This window comes from Vibrio sp. J1-1, from assembly GCF_021728395.1.
Lineage (GTDB): Bacteria > Pseudomonadota > Gammaproteobacteria > Enterobacterales > Vibrionaceae > Vibrio.
Genome location: NZ_JAKKCM010000002.1, coordinates 21,352 through 39,521, shown reverse-complemented (window position 1 = coordinate 39,521; position 18,170 = coordinate 21,352). Strand labels below are relative to the sequence as shown.

The following is an 18,170-nucleotide window of genomic DNA, read 5'->3' as shown; positions in this document are numbered from 1 at the left end:
GTATAGTAAGTCGGAAGTAAAAATACACATCAAGCGAACATGGGCGCTCTGTCATTAGAACGTTAAAAAACAGCGTTTTTTAAAAATGGCGTTAAGAAATAACTAACGGTATGTCAATTGAGCCGACATTGCATCAACGACACCTATCACTGATGCAATCTCATTAAGCAAAACTGATTGATACTGAAGTTCAGGCTAAACTGAGGAACAGTTCATCGTCTGATAAGTATTTATGTCGGTGACTCATGCTACGTAGGTGCATAAACATAAAATCTGGAAACCCCGGGGCAATAATGTTGTTTGGTTCCCAACACAAACCACCAACAAAAATGTAGCGGTCTTGTTTTTCATCATCATGGAGCGGGTTATTAATAGGCGAAGATAGCTCCGCACGGCAGCCTTCAACTACGCACACGATTTGTCCTTTGAACAGGCCAATTACCCGTCTCACCAAGTTGGCTTTGATCCCACATTTCCAAGCCTGACGAGTCGCCATTTCATAGCCGTATTTTCTTATTGCTTTCTTCTGCAAATGTACAACTAGATTCATTTTTTACTCCTGATTCAAGCTATTACGTTGAAGCCCAAAGTCATCAAGAAGCAGTTAGACACACAGTTAAGCGAACTCGCTGTGGGTAACGTTGGGTAACGCTACTATAACGAAATCACCCTCTACGTTAGCCTAACTAATTTTTGTCGACACGATAGAGGGTGGTTATCAAGTAGGCATATAGAATGGAGATTAGGCATCAATCAGATAGTTTTGCCCTTCATTCTCTAAGCGATCAATGAGATCACGGCACTCATCCAAATCTAAAGGCTGTTCAAAGCGACGCTTTAGATTCATCAAAAAGAAAATGTCTTCACACATCGCTTTTTCTGGTTCGTCACTAATTTTCGCGACAGGTGAGTCGTTGCAGGAGACCATTTTAATCACCATGGATAAAGGCTTATAAGCCTCGCCTTTGCCATTAATATAATCGCCCATGTCGTTGGCCAAGAAAGTACCAATACCGAAGCTAACCTGAACTCGACCCTGAAAATGCTCACAAATGTCTAATGCTTGTTCAAAATTAAGCCCGTCGGTAAATACCAGAGTCTTGGTCATAGGATCGATATTCAAAGATCGATAGTGCTCAATCATTTTTTCGCCCCAAGCATACGGACAACTACTGTCGTGACGCACGCCAAAATAGGCATTACTAAACTCTTCATCAAAGTCTTTAAGGAAAGCATCAATACCGATCGTATCCGTCAGTGCAATGCCTAACGCACCGTTAAACACTTCCTGCCAACGTTGCAACGCTATTTTCTGCGAGTCACGGACATTCACTAACGCCTGATGCGCCATGAACCACTCATGAGCCACAGTACCAATCGGGGTGAGGTTCATTTTGCGCGCTAAATGGTAATTACTCGTTCCTGTCAGGCAATCTGGTAACTCCTGACACAGATACTCCAACATGGTTTTCTGAGCCTTAAAAGAAAATCGTCGACGAGTCGACATATCAGAAAACTTAAAACTGGTGATATTGCGACGCTTCAGTTCAGATTTAAGATAACGAACTTTATCTTGCAAAACCGTCTGGAACTGCTGTAACGGAATATCAGACCAGCGCAGACGACTGCGAACTTCAGAAACGATACTCATGATGATGGTTTCGTACAAAATGGTCTCTTTCCACAACCCTCTGATCGTGATGCGTAGTTGGCTTGAACCATCTGCCATGGTTTTATTATGCAAAGACACATCATTTTGGGGATTAAAGCGGAAGTGGCGTAATGCATCGACAAACTCTGGCTTGAGGTGTGGTGCGGCACCTTTCATATACCTGATTTCATCGTCTGTAAAACAAAGGTCTTGAAGCTTAAGGATTTCTGCTTCTACCTCAGGCAATAAATCAGACAGATCTTCTTCACTACGCACGATAAATTTGTATGACACCATCGCATCAGGATACAGAGCAGCAACAGCGCTCATCATATTCACTTTGTAGACATCAAAGTCCAAAGCACTTTGAATGATGCGAGAAGAAAATAGATTGGTTGTCATTCGGTGCCCTTCCACATACCCTTACCTGAGTATATAACTTTTTGTTACTAACTAATTTGCGTAAACAATAAACACCCATCTTTAGTTTGTCAACTTTTGTTACTAACCACTCTTTTTAATAAGGTTTTTATCTTTAAGAAACGGATACCAGTTGTGAATAACTCAAAAATATCGTTAATCTCATCCCCAAACTGAACCCTCAACAAAGCAAAAATGGTTACGAACAAATTGTTACTTACCCATTGAATGAACACTTATTATGCGCTAGATTACTTACAACTTATTATTAGGACCCAACCATGATCGTAACTGTCGACATCATTCCATTCAGACTTTCTGGCTGTGCCAATAAAGGATTGGAAGTGTTGCTGATTAAACGTTCAAATCCGAACCGACCATACCATGGCGTATGGGCCTTGCCGGGAGGATTTGTCTTTGATAAAGATTTGACTCATGAAGGCGGACGTCCAGCAGATGAAAATTTCGAAGCAGCACGTCGCCGTATTTGCCGAGAAAAAATCCATACTTACCCTCGTCATTTTAGTGAAGCGTTTATTGACGGTGATCCGAAACGAGATCCAGACGACTGGAGTTTGAATATCACCCACTACGCATTAGTGGACCGAAATAATGTCGAGCAAATCAATAACGCTGGTGTTGCAGAATGCCACCTAAAATGGTTCCCGTTGCAGGCCATCTTAGATGGTGAGGAAACGCTGGCTTTTGACCATCAAAATACCATCGAAAAAGCCTGGCAAAAGTTGCGTGCTTCTATCGAATACACCTCCGTGCTTCTGTTCGCGTTAGACAAAGAGTTTTTGGTTGCCGACATCATTTCTGCTTATCAGGAATTTGGAATCGACATCAGCCGTATGACCATCAAACGCCGTTTGATCGACTCAGGCGTACTGAAACCAACCAACAAAGTCGCTTCCACCAACAAAGGCAAAGGTGGTAAACCGGCCATGGTGTACACACTCACTAGCGACGAAGTCACTTTTTTCCAAAACTGTTTGCGTGGATAAGCGCAGGCAACCAGACAGACAAGGAGTCTGCCATGACTGTTCGAGTTAACTATCAAACCACTGCGGTATTCGATGTGGATCCTGAGAAAGGATTCAGTGAGCTTTGCCCTGACGAACTACCCGTAGAAGGCGCCCTTAAAATAGTACCGGAACTACTCAAGAATCACGCAAAGGGTCGTTTAAAATTGGTGAGCCGCGACTTACACCCACCTAAAGCAGCTTGGGACGCAGAAACGCCAGCCAATATGCTAGAGCCCGTTGGTTTGCCAAACGTCGACGTAAAATGGAATCGTCACTGCGTACTAGGCACGGCAGGTGTGGAACTGTTAGACGGATTACCGCCTGTTCTGGAGTATGATTTTCAGGTCAACAAAGGGATGGATCCAGATGCGCATCCATACGGGGTTTTCTTCCATGACGTCGCTGATACCAAAACGACTGGTGCGAATGAGTTCCTGAAATGTCACGATATCGATACGCTTGTTGTCGGTGGCTTAGCGCTCGATTTCTGCGTCAAAAAATCGGTGATGCAGGCATTAGATCTCGGGTTTAAAGTCGTTGTGAATCTTGCTTCAACACGTGCAGTACTACCGGATACCGTTGAGAGTGTCGTCGCAGAGATGGAAGAAAAGGGAGCGGTATTTGTAGACAATGCAGATGAGATCATCGTAGAAAAGTTTGCGTAGCAAGCAAATAATAGGAAAATCACGATGCATCAACACGAAAAGTTAAACTACGTAGAGTTTGGCAGCACAGATTTGAGTGCGACAAAGAATTTCTTTGAGCAAGTATTTGGCTGGACGTTTATCGACTATGGTCCAGATTACACGGCGTTTTCTGATCAGGGCTTAGACGGCGGATTTTTTAAATCCGAATCAGTTAGTAACACAGAAAATGGTGCTGCACTGCTGGTTTTTTACAGCTCAGACATTCATGCAACATTGTCCAAGGTGGAACAACATGGTGGGCATATTCTTCGCCCCATCTTTGAGTTTCCCGGCGGCTGCCGATTCCACTTTGCAGAGCCAAGTGGTAATGAGTTTGCGGTTTGGTCAGAAAGTCACTAACTCAACCGCCATAAAAGTACTCTGGTGGTCTGATTAGCAAGTCACGCCTTGCACTTGACTCTGTTGCCACGACATAATGCGCCAAACTTACAAGTAGACAGATTTATGCAAGAGATTTACTTTGCGGGCGGTTGCCTGTGGGGCGTGCAAGAATTTATGCGCCACCTTCCTGGTGTAATTGCAACTGAAGCCGGTCGTGCAAACGGCACCACAAACTCCACATCAACTGACTACGACGGTTATGCGGAATGTGTGCGCACTCAGTTCGACCCTTCACTAGTTTCACTGGAAGAACTGATGGGGTACTTCTTTGAAATCATCGACCCTTACAGTGTCAATAAACAAGGCGAAGACGTCGGTGAAAAATACCGAACCGGAGTGTACAGCCAAAGTCCGCAACACCTCGACAGAGTAAGAAGCTACATCGAAAAAAGAGAAGATGCCGACAAGATCGTGGTCGAAATACGTGAGTTAACCAACTACGTGCCAAGTGATGACGAACACCAAGACAGGCTAACTCGCTTTCCGAACGATTACTGTCATATTCCTTTGGACTTATTACATAAGTATAAGAACCGCTAACAACCAGTATTAGCTGAGTATTTTTCAGATGGATTTAAAAATAACAAAGGGAGCACAGGGCTCCCTTTTGTTTTTTTACAATCGTGACTGCTTAGCGAAATTTAACGAGCACCTTCTGCTTCCAATTCCTGTTCCGCCACTGACAACATCGCAAACTCTTCTTCGGCAGTAGTCGCAACCAGTTTGTTGCGGCTGTAGAGTCCGTAATACGCCCCACCGATAACAAACAGTCCCATGGTCATAAAGAACGCTGAAGGATCGAAAGCGTATACGCCAGTCATCGCAACTAAAGAAAGCACCAGTGAAATACCAGAAGTAACAATACCACCTGGTGTTTTGTATGGACGCTCCATTTCCGGTTGCTTGATTCGCAGTAAGATATGGCTCAGTGACATCAAGGCGTACGATACCGTTGCACCCACGACAGCCATTGCCAGAATCAAGTCACCTTCACCTGTCAACGAGACCAAGAAGCCAAATACACCCGGTACAAATAGCGCTCTTGAAGGTACTTTTTTCTCTGTCGTCAGTGACAGGCTTTGTGGCAAGTAGCCTGCACGAGAAAGCGCGAATACCAAACGGCTATAGCCGTAAATGATTGAGAAGAAAGATGCAATCAAACCAGCTAATCCAAGAATATTGACGGCCGTTGCAAGCGTCGGGTTACCCGTCAGTTTCAGTGCATCAACCAAAGGCACCGCACTGTCACCGATAACTTGTGAACCTACCGCACCAGCTAATAGCACAACCACAAGAGTCGCAGTAAGTAGAAGGAATAGCATTGCACCTATAATGCCTTTTGGCACATCTTTCGCTGGGTTTTTCGCTTCTTCTGCTGCTAAAGGTACGCCTTCAACCGCGAGGAATAACCACATTGCAAATGGCAGTGCGGCCCAAACACCATACCAACCAAACGGCAGTACCTCAGTCGCCTGCGCAGTGGCTGGCGCGATATCAAACAGATTATTCATGTCGAAATCGCCAATCAGTACACCTGCCGTCACCAAAATCGCCAACACTGCTAAGCCGCTGATGACCATCATGACCTTAAGTGCTTCACCCACACCAGCCATGTGAATTCCGATAAAGACGGCATAAAAAAGTGCGTAGACAACAGGGCCATCAATACCAATCAATTCATTCACCGCCGATCCAATGAATATCACAATCGCAGCAGGAGCAAGCGCGTATTCAATAAGCACAGACAAACCGGTGAAAAAACCGCCCGTCGGTCCCATTGCCTGACGTGCAAAGCTATAGCCACCACCAGCAGCCGGAATCGCCGCCGACATTTCTGCCAATGATAAAACCAGCGTTAGGTACATCACCGCCATCGCAATCGCTGCGATAAGGAAACCACCCCAGCCTGCCTGAGCGATACCAAAGTTCCATCCGGCAAAATCACCGGAAATAACATACGATACGCCCAGCCCCGCAAGCAGAATCCAGCCTGCGGTCCCTCTTTTTAACTGTCTTTTAGCCAGATATTCCTGATGATTAGACATAGTAAATCCCTCTACATTTTAGAAATTAAGAAATTGTTGTTGTGCTTATCTTCGAGGTCGCTACCACTCTCTTCGTCAATGGCAGAACGGTCCTTTAAGTTCACGCCTGAGAGTTGGAGTCTTCTAGCCTCTTTAAGCAAATAGAATGCGCGCTGACAGGCATCGTCATAATTGAGCCCTTGCGGTCGCACGTTAGAAATACAGTTTCGGTCGGAGTCCTTCGAGCCGCGTTTCGCTCCCCAAGTCAGGTACATGCCCATACTGTCTGGCGATGTTAGTCCCGGCCTTTCGCCGATAAGAACCAACACGGCTTTGGCATGAAAACACTCGCCAACATCGTCTCCGACCGCGACTCGCCCCTGCTTCACGACAGCAATTGGAGCTAAATTCCATTGGTGTTCTTCGTCGCCACTCAATAGAGAAACTAAACGGCTGATAACCGCTACGGCATGGTTCTGGATCGCAACAGAAGAGAGCCCATCAGCGACAACGATTGCCAAATCGAGCTCAGCATTGTGCTCTTTGGTAACGGCTGCAAGTTTTTTCCAAGAGGCTTCATCGAGCTGGCGCCCTAAATCTGGTCGCTGCAAATACATGAATCGATCAGTGACCTTACTCGTCACGACAACAGGTGGCTCAAGCGTCTGTTTAAGAATCGAGTACGAATCTGTCAGTTGAGCGACCAATGAATCCACATTGAGCGAGCAATGCACCGCGTCCATCGCTTTCGCGTGATCAAGCTGAAAAGAGAGCAATTCATCCGTCGGAACACTGTTGCCACTGCGACCCAGAGCGATACGCGCAGAAGTAAACTCACGTAATTTATCCCAAGGATTGCGTGTCACGACTTTTGCCGTTGCGCCATCTGAGATAGAAACCACTTTACCCATGAGAACGCCCCTTATTCAGCTGTGAAATTGCTCCGGCAAACGAATGGGAAATGCGGTCGTTTAAACGCACCTCGTGTACGTCTTCGAAAATTTGCATGTCGGTAAGCCACTGTTCAAACTCAGGCGCTGGCTTTAAGCCCAACACTTTCCTCGCGTATAACGCGTCGTGGAATGAAGTGGTTTGATAGTTGAGCATGATGTCATCTGACCCGGGAATGCCCATGATGAAAGAACACTCAGCAACGCCTAATAGTGTCAGCAGATTGTCCATGTCATTTTGATCAGCATAAGCGTGATTGGTGTAGCAGATATCGCACCCCATCGGCAGCCCGAGTAGCTTGCCACAGAAGTGATCTTCCAACCCGGCTCGAATGATCTGTTTTCCATCAAACAAGTATTCAGGCCCGATAAAACCAACCACCGTGTTCACCAACAAAGGATCAAACTGCCTTGCGACGGCATACGCACGAGTTTCACAGGTTTGCTGATCGACACCATGGAAAGCGTTTGCTGACAAAGCCGTGCCCTGTCCGGTCTCGAAATACATCACGTTGTTACCAACCGAACCTCGGTTAAGTGAAAGCGCTGCTTCGTGCGCTTCTTTTAATACAGCCAAGTTGATACCAAACGTGTCGTTGGTGCCTTGTGTGCCACCGATTGACTGGAAAACCAGATCGACTGGTGCACCCATCTCGATTGCCTCGATGGTGTTTGTCACGTGAGTCAAAACGCAAGACTGGGTGGGAATTTGATAGTGCTGAATTACCTCATCCATCAACTTCATCAATTTAACTGCCTGAGGTACGTTGTCGGTTGCCGGGTTGATGCCAATTACTGCATCACCGTTGCCATACATCAGACCATCAAAGATCGTCGCGGCAATGCCATTAAGAGAGTCGGTCGGATGGTTGGGCTGCAAGCGAGTGGATAAGCGGCTCGGTAATCCGATGGTGTTACGAAATGCCGTCACTATCTGGCACTTTTTCGCAACCAGAATCAGGTCCTGATTACGCATAATTTTGCTCACTGCCGCCACCATTTCAGGCGTTAGACCGGGACGAATTTTGGCTAAAGTGACACTATCAGCTTGCTCACTTAGCAACCAGTTACGAAAATCACCAACCGTCAGGTGTTCTATCGGTTGAAAAGCTTCACGGTCATGAGTGTCAATAATCAAGCGTGTGATTTCATCGCTTTCATAAGGGATCACCACTTCGTTTAGAAAGGTTTTTAGTGGCAGTTCGGATAATGTCATTTGCGCCACTACGCGCTCTGCAGAAGACTCTGCACACACACCAGCTAGCGCATCTCCTGAGCGCTCCGGAGTTGCTTTCGCCATCAAGTCCGCCAATGACTCAAAGGTATACACCATACTTCCCTGTTGCCGACGATAAGTTGCGGTCATGATTCTTCCCCTTCAACTACATGGTTCAGTTTTTGCAGTTTTTTTTGCTGATAGTTCTATAAGTTTCTATAGGGATTAAAGCGAAATGCATTCCCGATGATTATCAAAAAACGGCAATGTTAAAAAAGGCTTTTTAAACAGTACATTAACTATGCTTTGCCCTACTTTGATTCACTAAACAGGCATCGGAAGTAAATATGATGAATGATGAACAGATCTCGGTCGCACCAACTTTGTGCACAAATCCCACAAAAGATGCAAACCAACAAGCGGCAAGCCTGATCAATTGGCAACAGGAATACGACCAAATCAGTGATGGTCGCTTCCTAGGGCAAATCAGAGAGCGACGATTCAACAGTGTGCATGTATTTCGTGAAGACAGTAACCGCGCACTGAGACAGCAATGCCGTATCGAGGAAGGGGGGGTTTGGCTGGGGATAAGCGTTGAAAATAAAGCGCTGCATATCAATCATTCGCAACTTGATGCCGACAAGCTATTACTCCGCCACGGGGGAGTAGACTTCGAGTTAATTACGCCAGAAGCATTTTCGATTTATGGTATGGTGCTAAAGCAAGACTTTGTTCAGAAGCTTGAAGAGCAACTTGAGCTTGACGATGTTAAAGGGCAAGAACTCTACTTGTCAGGCTTAAGCGAACGCCACACTCAACAACTCAAATACTACTTGGGCATATTGCTTGATCCCAACCAGGCTCGATGGTCGTGCGAAACGCATCAAACTGTCGTCAAAGATGTCCTGATGGAACTGTTTTCGTTAAGCTCACAGCAGGAAGTCTCGCCAAGAGCATCCTCTCAGAGACAAGTTGTGATGAACCGCATTCGACAATATTTGGAAAATCAGGATTACAGAACCCCTATTACCGTAAGTGAACTGTGTGAGGCTGTACATGTTAGCCGTCGAACATTGCAATATACGTTTGAAGCGTGCTGCGATACTTCTCCGAAACAATTTATTCATCGAATGCGACTGAATCAGATACGCCGTATACTGCAAAACCCTCAAGAGACTCGTAACATCGCAGAGATAGCCTTTGATTTTGGCTTTTTTCATCTCGGCCAATTCGGCCAAAGTTACAAGCAACTGTTTGGTGAAACTCCCTCAGAAACAAGTCAATGCATCTGATGAAATGAGATTTTTCAGAAGTAAGTAATCACTTCGGCTAAAGCTCTTTCAATCTATACACGCTTGCAAGGCTTAGATATTCTGAGCAATACGCCACAGACCACAACTTGGGTCAACGTATTAACCAATTTACGTTCCTAAAGTGGCATTGCCACTCATTCGTTCTAATATCGGGATATAGAGACACAAAAGCTCGGTAGATTCTTTACACAAACGGAACTTACTCTTAGCTTAACGTGATTAATAGGAATCACTTCCGGTAGATAGAAACTCTGCCAATATAAAAGTCAAAGGATAGAATAGTAATGAATAAGGTAATATCTCTCTTTCTAGCGATAATCGCGACCTGTCTGCTAGCTCCAACTGCAATAGCTTCTGAGCGCGCGGAACAAGGTTGGCAGCTGATTGAACAAGGCGCAATGATCGTTGATGTTCGTACACCCCAAGAGTTCGCAGAAGGCCACTTAGACGATGCGGTTAACTTTCCGCTTTCAGAACTAGACAAACATTTTAAAGACGTGAAAAAGGATCAACTGATAGTTTTATACTGCCGCAGTGGTTACCGCTCAGGTCAAGCTTATCAGCATCTCCAATCACAGGGCTTTACTAATCTGCACAATGCTGGCGGTTTAGATGAACTGCAACAAGCAAAATAGAGCAGAGCTGCAATTATAAAAACGGAGCACAACATTTTTGAGCTCCGTTTTTACAACTCGCTTCGGGCGTATTTCTATTTTGGTCCTTCTTCAAACTGAGTCAGGTTGTCAGAAATGAAGTAAGCTTGTTGATATAAGAAAGCCAAGCAGCGAGCTTGGCTTTTGGAGATAAACATTGAGCGTTTTCAGCTCAATTAGAAAATACAGTGTTTCGTGTAGCTAGATGCTTCATTCGCTGTCCAGTCGCCTTTTGGCTTCTCTTTCAGGTCTTTACACCACTGTTCACTACCCACGCCATCTTGAAGGACACAATGCTTGGCAAAATCCATAGCACCTTCTGTTGTCCACTCAGTTTTTGGTTTGTCTCGCATGTCGTTACACCAACTCTCGGTGCCAACTTCGTCGCTACAAGCAGTTAAAGCCGCAGATGCCAACAGTAGCATTACCAGTTTTTTCATAAGATTTAAGTTCCAGTGTCAAATAATATTCTAGACAAGTAACGCCCAGATGAGGCAATCCGACATAGCTGTCGAACACAACATCTTGAAGCGAGTTTTGTATAAACTATAACTAAATTATCAGCCTACGTGTTAAGACATCGACAATTTATCTAAAAATCATTGGGGTAGCGCACACATAGTCGTTTAACTATAAACGCTTCGCTGTAGGCAAAGAAAATAGATTCGCAGATCCTGTTCCGAAACACGCTAAACGTAATTCCAGTGCCATTTGTTCGAAATGCTCAACAACGTTTTGAGTACTTATTGTCGCAGCTTTAAGCACAGCGCCAGCCTGGCCAACCAAGTTGGCACCCAAGTGGATAGCTTTGGCTGCCTCTAGCCCGTTGTGAATACCTCCAGATGCGATTAAAGGTAACGCAGGGTACTGAGCGCGAATTTGTTCAAGACAAGTAGCGGTTGGTATTCCCCAGTCACGAAACAGCTCAGCTGCACGCTTCATACGGGCATTATCCTGACAGAAACCTTCGACAGCACTCCAACTGGTGCCGCCTGCTCCGGCAACGTCAATGGCTTTAACACCTGCGTCTACCAGTTTTTCAGCCATCGAACCGCTAATCCCAAACCCCACTTCCTTCACAAGGATCGGTACATCCACTCGTGATTGTAGTTTTTCAATCGCATGAATGACACCAACCCAGTTGTGGTCGCCGTTTGCCTGAAAAGCTTCTTGCATCGGGTTCACATGCACGATGAGAGCATCGGCTTGAATTGCATCTACCGCTCGTTGTGCATTGTCCAAATTCTCTTTATCACGCAGTTGAGCCGCACCTAAGTTAGAATACAGAGGCACACCTTTCGCCAACTCTCGAATCGTTCGGCCTAAACCTGCGTTCAAACTCTGTTCCAGACTAATACGTTGAGACCCTACGCCCATCGCAATGCCTAGTTCACTTGCCGCTTCAGCCAAACGGCAGTTGATCGCTTCCGCATCTTTCGCTCCACCTGTCATCGAACTGATTAAGAATGGCAGAGCCAGTCTTCGACCTAAGAACTCGGTAGACAGATCGATGGCGTTAAAGTCACATTCTGGCAGCGCACAGTGCTCAAATTCGACAGACTCGAAGCCCGCCGTTTTATGTTTCATGCTCATGTCATGATGTAAAACAGCGTCTAGATGTAAATCTTTTCGATTAGTTTGCGAAGCCATAATGTCACCCTAAAGTAAATCAGTCGCGCAGTATTGCGATCCTTGTCAGTAACGTCAATGCGAAATTTCTGAAATAGCCGCAGTACTTTTCTCAAACCCGCAGAGGCTATTGATTTACGCTGGTGTTTTGCTCTACAGGTTTAAAACGCGTGAGACTAGCAACTGTTATAAGCTTGGATAACAAATTAGCAAGATGCCAATACATTGATATCTAAAAATGCTATTGGCCGTTGTTTGGCATAATCAAAGACACAACCGTGCTAGTCGTAGCTGGTGCAAACTGTTCGGGATCATCACAGAAGTAAATTTTGCCCTTTTCTTCCACATGAAACAGAGGAATGATCAAATTGCTGTTGTGATGCGCCATATAATCCTGATAGGTGAAACTGCCACTTAGCTTAGTATGTTTTATTTCCGCACCACGGCTCAACAAGCTCGCCAATTGGCTGTAACTGACATTACCGCCCATCAGTAACCTGCCATGATATTCCTGTGCAACAGTGTGTTTTTCATTGCCATTGCCGTTTGTTTTGTTTTTTTGCAGACAATGTACTTTATCTTCGCCGAATTCGTCGACAAACTGCATGCAAGCCATAATATTGAAGTGTTGATCCGGTGTTAGGGCAACAACCTGACCAATACCAATTAGGTTGAGGTTATCGTCTGCATGGCTGGATATCGGATTCCCGTAGTAATAGTCCAAACCGAGCATACGAACTTGACTGATGTATTCCCAGTTTGAATCCGTCATGAGAACACGCCTGTCATAACGCGCTAATGCCTGACCGATTTCTCTAGCCACTCGGTTCGCGCCAATCAGTAAGAAACCTCTCGGCGCTGGCTCTGCAACCCCCAAGGCAATCGCGACAGGGCGAGCCGTGGCACTTTGTAGCACAACGGTTCCAATAATCACCATGAAGGTCATTGGTACAAGCAGGCTAGCGCCGCTGACACCATATTCGATTAGCTTGATAGCAAAAAGAGACGAGATAGAGGCCGCTACAATACCGCGCGGTGCAACCCATGACAGAAACAGTTTTTCGTTGAGACCTAAATTACTACGCATCGTAGCAAGGAATATTGATAACGGACGCGAGACCAGCTGCATAAATACAAACAGCAACAGTGCACCGCTACCAAGCGCCGCAAAGTCATCCAAGCTGATGCGAGCCGCGAGGAAGATGAACAGACCAGTAATGAGTAAAATGGTCAAGTGCTCTTTGAAGTGCAAGATCTGCTGGATATTGATCTCTTTTGCATTCGCGAGCCACATCCCCATAACGGTGACGGTAAGCAGCCCTGCTTCAGACTCTAAATGATTTGAAACCGAGAATACTCCAAGTACCACCATTAACACGGCAAACGGCTGCAAATATTCTGGCAACCATGCCCTACGTAATACAGCTGAAACTGCGGCGCCAGATGTAACACCAAGAATGACACCAACCGCGATGATCTTGGCAAATACTTCGACGCTATTTACCGCGCTGTGTGACACGATGAACTCGTAAATCATGACGACAAATAACGCCCCAAGCGGGTCAATCAGAATACCTTCCCAACGCAGAATATTTGCCAGCTTGCTGTTTGGTCTCACGGTTCTTAGCAGCGGAACAATCACGGTAGGCCCCGTGACAACGGTTAAGCTACCGAACAGCATTGCCAGTTCCCATGAAAAACCCAAAAAATAATGTGTCGCCACACTCGTTACTGCCCAAGAGACAATCGCGCCAAAAGAGACAATACTCCATACTGAGCCGCTCACTCCGCGAATTTCTTTAAAGTTTAACGTTAAGCTTCCCTCAAACAGAATGACCGCCACGGCCAACGAAACCAAAGGAAAGAGTAAGTTTCCTAATATTTCATCCGGCTTTAGCCACTGCATTAATGGTCCAACAACAAGGCCAGCCAAAAGTAAAAACAGTATCGCTGGCAAACGCAGTCGCCAGGCCAGCCACTGACAACCTAAACCAATCACCCCAACCGCTGAAAGCACCAGCGCTTCATTACCAACTTGCATTTATCGTCACCTATTTTTATCGTTGTTTTCGCGTAAACACGCAAGAGACAATCTTATTCCTTGAAATTACTAATATAGTTGAGTTCACGTTTACTCCACCGTTCAACACACTAAAAATCACGATAAAGAGAAATATGAACCCCAAATCATCGCACAAGCATATGAATTAACGGCATTTTTCCCTACAGATACTTACCCACACAGATTCGACATGTAGAATGATCATTCAGTGTTTCTAAAAATTTCAGGCGGAACCTAACATCCCAACGCTCACAGGTATAGACCGTGAACTAAGCTTTAACTTGGGTGCTCAAAGTTAAGAATCCTCATGAAGCAGCTGAAAGACCAAGATAGGGAGAAAAGCACTTGTTGACTTCATTAGCGGTGATAATGGCGTTCTTTGCCTTGCTGATTACATTGAAAGCAGTAAAACGAATTTCAAACCTGGAAGACAAAATAACGCAGCTCCACAAAGAGCTGTCGGATTTCCGTTCACGATGGTTAGATCAACAGAGCCAACCAAATACAGGTGAAATGCCTTCCCCCGTGGCTTCTGAAATCACTACCGAGACTTCAAGCCAAACGGAGATTCACTACGCAGGACCGTCGCAATCTCAAGCAGAACTTGGTGATACCCTAGAGTCACCTGCAGAGCCGCTATTCGCGCAGCAGACAAATCAGGAAGATATTCAAATTGCGAGCTTAGCCTCTGACGACGCAAGTCAATGGGACAAACAAACCGGAAAACTACTCTCCAGTATTCAAGAAAACTGGCTAGTATGGGTAGGCGCTCTTGCTATGCTGATTGGTGGTGGATATCTGGTACAAGTCATTGGCAGCCACATCGAGTTTTCGCCCTTCATCCGTGTCGCTTTTGCTTTTACCCTGTCTTTTGCCATGATTGCTGCAGGCGAGTGGTTTCACCGAAAAGAACAGTGCAATCCAGAGCGAGCAAAACGAGCTCAAGGTTTTACTTATGTTCCAGCAGCCATCACGGGAACTGGCCTGACTGGCGTTTACTGTACGGTTATTTTTGCGTTTGTTGTCTATCAGATGCTGACACCAAGTATCTCATTATTGATCTTAGCCGCCGCTGCATTTTCCAGCCTAGCTTTGTCATTACGACAAGGACCATTAATGGCAGTTCTGGGATTAATCGGCGGCTACACAGCGCCGTTATGGATCAGCGGTACTGATCCCGATTATTTCCTGTTGGCGGGTTACATCAGCGCAATCTCCATTGCAGCCACTTTGCTTATGCAGAAGGTACGCAGAGCCTGGATCTCACCAGGTAGTTCCATACCACATACGCTGTGGATGCTCATTCTTATAGAGAGTATTCCGACAGAAAGTTTATTCTCCTGGAGTTATATTTACTTATCGCTCACGTTGTATCTGATTTATGCTGTGCCGAGGTTAGGTTGGACACTCAACCCTCGTTATCGCCATTGCCAGAATAAATGGACAAGCCCTCCCATCATTACGTCTCTGGCTATCGTATTACTGACCTTTTCTGCAATTACTAGAATGCCTGAGCTTAACGTCTTCCAAATGGCGTATTGCTACATCTTGCTTGTTGCGACTATCTGGCTGCCCGCCTTGCGTGAGGGTTGGTCAATGCGAGTTTTCCTGCCTTCGATACTGGTATCAACAACCGCTATCTTGGTTGTATCAATCGCTTTTGACACACTCTATATGTCACAGAGTGAGGCTAGTATTCTGCTAGCGTTAGCACTGAGTATTGTTTTTGTCGTGTTAAGAACCTACTTACAAGGGCTCAATGACCGTTCCCCGATGAGCAGTATATTGTTGCTTACCCTCGCGCCTTCGATGACGCTAATCGTCCTATTTTACGCACACGAGTTTATGCACAGTCACGCTTGGTACTGGACATTTTATACGGCTTTAATTGCGGTCTGCTATGTTCATTTTGGCCTGCGTTTAAGGCAACTCGCCTACGAATGTTCAGCGGTCATCCACGTCATCATCGCTGGTTGTTCTTTTGTATGGCTTAGTGATACGTGGCTAACTACTGCGATTTCGGCACAAGTGGCGTTGATGGCTTTGCAAATACAGGCTGGTTATTTTCGTCCTGCCAGTTGGGCGGTCAAAATAATGATGGGCGCTTTGGTTGTCCGCCTGACGCTACTGCCATTTATTCCTGAGTGGCAGCCTGTCGAAACGGGGCACTGGGCGTGGGTGCTACTCAGTTATCTACCTGCACTAGTTATCCTTGCTTATGCTCGCTCTGTGCTAACCAGAACAGACGTTGATCTCGCCAATTGGTTTGAAGGTGCATTTCTGCACGTCTTTTTAATGGCGCTTTTCACACAAACCAACTACTGGTTAACGGGCCAATATGGCTACCTAGGCCACATCGACTTTACCAGTACCATTGTCTTTGCGAACCAGGCTTTAGTCATGGGCTTTGTATACAGTTATCGCAGTCAGTTCGCCCAGCAACTCACTTACGTGTACCAGACTTACAGTTACTTACTCTGGAGCATATTTGCTTTGATGACCTTCTTGCTCAATACGATTGAATCGCCTTTAAACGTTGATAACGTCTCCGCTCAAGCAATTCCTGTTTTCAATATGTTGAGTTTAGGTTGGCTGCTTCCAGCATGCGTTCTTACCATCACAGTATCTAGGAAATGGAACACATTACGTATTCACCCTCATGTGATTTCAAGTATCGGGTTTACTCTTGCAGCATTATGGTTAGGCATGTCTATCCGACAGTTCTGGCAAACGAGCTCTATGACGTTGTATCAACCGACTAGTATGGCGGAACTGTTCAGTTATTCAGTGGCAGGGTTGCTTGTCGGAGGTTTACTGACATGGGCAGGTGTGATGCGCAAATCAATGAACTTGCAGCATATCGGTCTTATCATCCTAGCGTGTGTCGCTCTAAAAGTGTTCCTTTGGGATGTGCGTTCTCTGGATGGTTTCTGGCGCGCGATTAGCTTCCTCGGCTTGGGCGCATCTTTAATTGCACTTGGGTGGCTATTCCAGAAATTTAATCGCTCCGTCTCCGAGCCTTCGAAACCTTGAGTAAAATCCGAGATTCCTGACGAGCCAAATCCAGCCGTCCTGAATCTCTTTTATATTTTCCGATGAGGCGTTCAAATGCACTCATCGACTTTAGCCGACTTGCTCCATTGTTTAGCTTGGATGAGAAGTCATTCAACAAATAAATGTCAGGGTAAAGTTAAAAATATAAAAATCTTCGTTGCTAAATTAATAACTCGTGATCTCAATGCAAGCGTGTTAACCAAAGTTAAGGTATTGTATCTCAAAGATAAGAAAGAGCAGTGGTTTACTGATAGTTCTCCAGATTACACATGTAATTGGATGGATACACTTCTCATCAGTGATTAAAAAAAACCGTTAGACCAAATAACCATTTACACAACAAATATAAAACGGCTATTGTTCTATTAACGCGATAACAAATTCGAATACCGAGATGACGCTTCGCTTGCGCGTCTGGAATAGGTCCGGGTTCCGGGGGGGAGCTCGGACTTTTTTATTAGGCTAACGTTATGGAGTCGGCACTGCCATTACGCTGCGCAAACCTATGGATAGTTAAAGCAGCTCTTTGGCGATCAGTTGTAATAAAAAGGTTTCCCTCTCTATACTCATGCCTTTTTTCGTGCTCTCTGCGATAGTTTGCTCATTGTGTGTAATCGCTTCATAGATATTCATCCATACAGGACGCATACCGTTTTTGACCTCGTAATCTTCATACGCGGTCTCTCCTAACTCTCGGTCAATTCTACAGGTGTAGCAGTAAGAGATCATATGCATCACATCGGCGTCCTCTTTGTACCAAGGCCGAAACTCTTCAAAAAGACCAAATGGCTTAATGCCATGTATATTGTTTGCTCCAGTCTCTTCCTCTAACTCTCGAACCATTCCGGCAATGATATCCTCACCATCGTCAATGCCACCGCCAGGTAACGTGTAATCGTGGTAACGCTCCGTGTAGAGCAGTAATACATTTTCACCATCAAGAACGATGGCACGTGCAGCATTACGCTTAAAAATGATTTTATCGTCGAGATGGTTAATATCTGGATGAATCGTTGTTTTTAAGTGTCTCATTGAAGGTTCCGTAGTGAATACTTTTGCGCGAATACTACCTAAGTTGACTC

At 45.4% G+C, this 18,170-nt stretch carries 16 protein-coding genes; 7 read left to right on the top strand and 9 right to left on the bottom strand.

What is annotated here, in order from left to right; all coding sequences use genetic code 11:
- Nucleotides 1–190: 190 nt before the first annotated feature.
- Entirely contained in the window at nt 191–550 is a 360-nt protein-coding gene (locus tag L3V31_RS02865; RefSeq protein WP_237314572.1) for an acyl-CoA synthetase, read from the bottom strand.
- Nucleotides 551–742: 192 nt separating this feature from the next.
- A complete protein-coding gene (gene pncB, locus L3V31_RS02860; protein ID WP_237314571.1) occupies nt 743–2,053 on the bottom strand; it encodes a nicotinate phosphoribosyltransferase in 1,311 nt (436 codons plus the stop codon).
- 299 nt (nt 2,054–2,352) lie between these two features.
- On the opposite strand from pncB, the gene L3V31_RS02855 reads away from it, so the two are divergent.
- From L3V31_RS02855 to L3V31_RS02840, 4 genes are all read left to right on the top strand, one after another.
- The gene (locus tag L3V31_RS02855; RefSeq protein ID WP_237314570.1) at nt 2,353–3,078 is read left to right on the top strand and encodes an NUDIX domain-containing protein; all 726 of its coding nucleotides are present in this window, start codon (nt 2,353–2,355) and stop codon (nt 3,076–3,078) included.
- 32 nt (nt 3,079–3,110) lie between these two features.
- Nucleotides 3,111–3,764: a nicotinamidase gene (locus tag L3V31_RS02850; RefSeq protein WP_237314569.1), complete on the top strand. Its 654-nt coding sequence runs from the start codon at nt 3,111–3,113 to the stop codon at nt 3,762–3,764.
- Nucleotides 3,765–3,788: 24 nt separating this feature from the next.
- Nucleotides 3,789–4,145: a VOC family protein gene (locus tag L3V31_RS02845; RefSeq protein WP_237314568.1), complete on the top strand. Its 357-nt coding sequence runs from the start codon at nt 3,789–3,791 to the stop codon at nt 4,143–4,145.
- Between the two features lie 105 nt (nt 4,146–4,250).
- Nucleotides 4,251–4,727: a peptide-methionine (S)-S-oxide reductase gene (locus L3V31_RS02840; RefSeq protein WP_237314567.1), complete on the top strand. Its 477-nt coding sequence runs from the start codon at nt 4,251–4,253 to the stop codon at nt 4,725–4,727.
- A gap of 101 nt (nt 4,728–4,828) precedes the next feature.
- On the opposite strand, the gene eat is transcribed toward L3V31_RS02840, so the two are convergent.
- The 3 genes from eat to L3V31_RS02825 are packed head-to-tail and all read right to left on the bottom strand — an operon-like array spanning nt 4,829 to nt 8,527.
- Nucleotides 4,829–6,232 carry an ethanolamine permease gene (gene eat, locus L3V31_RS02835; RefSeq protein WP_237314566.1) on the bottom strand — a complete coding sequence of 468 codons (1,404 nt, stop codon included), beginning with the start codon at nt 6,230–6,232 and terminating at the stop codon, nt 4,829–4,831.
- An 11-nt stretch (nt 6,233–6,243) separates the two neighbouring features.
- Entirely contained in the window at nt 6,244–7,122 is an 879-nt protein-coding gene (gene eutC / locus L3V31_RS02830; protein WP_237314565.1) for an ethanolamine ammonia-lyase subunit EutC, read from the bottom strand.
- Complete coding sequence (locus tag L3V31_RS02825) at nt 7,115–8,527, bottom strand: ethanolamine ammonia-lyase subunit EutB (protein ID WP_237314564.1); 1,413 nt, start codon at nt 8,525–8,527, stop codon at nt 7,115–7,117. Before L3V31_RS02825 ends, eutC begins: the two co-directional genes overlap by 8 nt.
- 197 nt (nt 8,528–8,724) lie before the next feature.
- Between L3V31_RS02825 and L3V31_RS02820 the strand changes: the two genes are divergently transcribed.
- Together L3V31_RS02820 and L3V31_RS02815 are read left to right on the top strand one after the other, a co-directional pair.
- Nucleotides 8,725–9,669, top strand: a complete 945-nt coding sequence (locus L3V31_RS02820; protein WP_237314563.1) for a helix-turn-helix domain-containing protein — start codon at nt 8,725–8,727, stop codon at nt 9,667–9,669.
- Between the two features lie 305 nt (nt 9,670–9,974).
- Nucleotides 9,975–10,325 (top strand): rhodanese-like domain-containing protein, encoded by a 351-nt coding sequence (locus L3V31_RS02815; protein WP_237314562.1) that lies wholly within the window; start codon nt 9,975–9,977, stop codon nt 10,323–10,325.
- 194 nt (nt 10,326–10,519) lie between these two features.
- Here the strand turns inward: L3V31_RS02815 and L3V31_RS02810 are convergent, their stop codons facing one another.
- From L3V31_RS02810 to L3V31_RS02800, 3 genes are all read right to left on the bottom strand, one after another.
- The gene (locus L3V31_RS02810) at nt 10,520–10,783 is read right to left on the bottom strand and encodes a DUF3012 domain-containing protein (RefSeq protein WP_237314561.1); all 264 of its coding nucleotides are present in this window, start codon (nt 10,781–10,783) and stop codon (nt 10,520–10,522) included.
- A gap of 190 nt (nt 10,784–10,973) precedes the next feature.
- The gene (gene fni / locus L3V31_RS02805) at nt 10,974–11,993 is read right to left on the bottom strand and encodes a type 2 isopentenyl-diphosphate Delta-isomerase (RefSeq protein WP_237314560.1); all 1,020 of its coding nucleotides are present in this window, start codon (nt 11,991–11,993) and stop codon (nt 10,974–10,976) included.
- Nucleotides 11,994–12,213: 220 nt separating this feature from the next.
- Nucleotides 12,214–14,013 (bottom strand): sodium:proton antiporter, encoded by a 1,800-nt coding sequence (locus L3V31_RS02800; RefSeq protein WP_237314559.1) that lies wholly within the window; start codon nt 14,011–14,013, stop codon nt 12,214–12,216.
- 366 nt (nt 14,014–14,379) lie between these two features.
- Here L3V31_RS02800 and L3V31_RS02795 point away from each other — a divergent pair, with 366 nt between their 5' ends.
- Nucleotides 14,380–17,067, top strand: coding sequence for a DUF2339 domain-containing protein (locus L3V31_RS02795; protein ID WP_237314558.1), 2,688 nt, complete (start codon nt 14,380–14,382; stop codon nt 17,065–17,067).
- Nucleotides 17,068–17,601: 534 nt separating this feature from the next.
- Here the strand turns inward: L3V31_RS02795 and L3V31_RS02790 are convergent.
- Complete coding sequence (locus tag L3V31_RS02790) at nt 17,602–18,120, bottom strand: NUDIX hydrolase (protein WP_237314557.1); 519 nt, start codon at nt 18,118–18,120, stop codon at nt 17,602–17,604.
- Between the last annotated feature and the right edge of the window lie 50 nt (nt 18,121–18,170).

Bases quoted from the DNA above. Each gene is read 5' to 3' on its own strand.
- L3V31_RS02850 (WP_237314569.1), top strand. From the start codon at position 3,111: ATGACTGTTCGAGTTAACTATCAAACCACTGCGGTATTCGATGTGGAT.
- L3V31_RS02865 (WP_237314572.1), bottom strand. From the start codon at position 550: ATGAATCTAGTTGTACATTTGCAGAAGAAAGCAATAAGAAAATACGGC.
- L3V31_RS02815 (WP_237314562.1), top strand. From the start codon at position 9,975: ATGAATAAGGTAATATCTCTCTTTCTAGCGATAATCGCGACCTGTCTG.
- eat (WP_237314566.1), bottom strand. From the start codon at position 6,232: ATGTCTAATCATCAGGAATATCTGGCTAAAAGACAGTTAAAAAGAGGG.
- L3V31_RS02800 (WP_237314559.1), bottom strand. From the start codon at position 14,013: ATGCAAGTTGGTAATGAAGCGCTGGTGCTTTCAGCGGTTGGGGTGATT.
- pncB (WP_237314571.1), bottom strand. From the start codon at position 2,053: ATGACAACCAATCTATTTTCTTCTCGCATCATTCAAAGTGCTTTGGAC.
- L3V31_RS02790 (WP_237314557.1), bottom strand. From the start codon at position 18,120: ATGAGACACTTAAAAACAACGATTCATCCAGATATTAACCATCTCGAC.
- fni (WP_237314560.1), bottom strand. From the start codon at position 11,993: ATGGCTTCGCAAACTAATCGAAAAGATTTACATCTAGACGCTGTTTTA.
- L3V31_RS02855 (WP_237314570.1), top strand. From the start codon at position 2,353: ATGATCGTAACTGTCGACATCATTCCATTCAGACTTTCTGGCTGTGCC.
- L3V31_RS02820 (WP_237314563.1), top strand. From the start codon at position 8,725: ATGATGAATGATGAACAGATCTCGGTCGCACCAACTTTGTGCACAAAT.
- L3V31_RS02810 (WP_237314561.1), bottom strand. From the start codon at position 10,783: ATGAAAAAACTGGTAATGCTACTGTTGGCATCTGCGGCTTTAACTGCT.
- eutC (WP_237314565.1), bottom strand. From the start codon at position 7,122: ATGGGTAAAGTGGTTTCTATCTCAGATGGCGCAACGGCAAAAGTCGTG.
- L3V31_RS02845 (WP_237314568.1), top strand. From the start codon at position 3,789: ATGCATCAACACGAAAAGTTAAACTACGTAGAGTTTGGCAGCACAGAT.
- L3V31_RS02840 (WP_237314567.1), top strand. From the start codon at position 4,251: ATGCAAGAGATTTACTTTGCGGGCGGTTGCCTGTGGGGCGTGCAAGAA.
- L3V31_RS02825 (WP_237314564.1), bottom strand. From the start codon at position 8,527: ATGACCGCAACTTATCGTCGGCAACAGGGAAGTATGGTGTATACCTTT.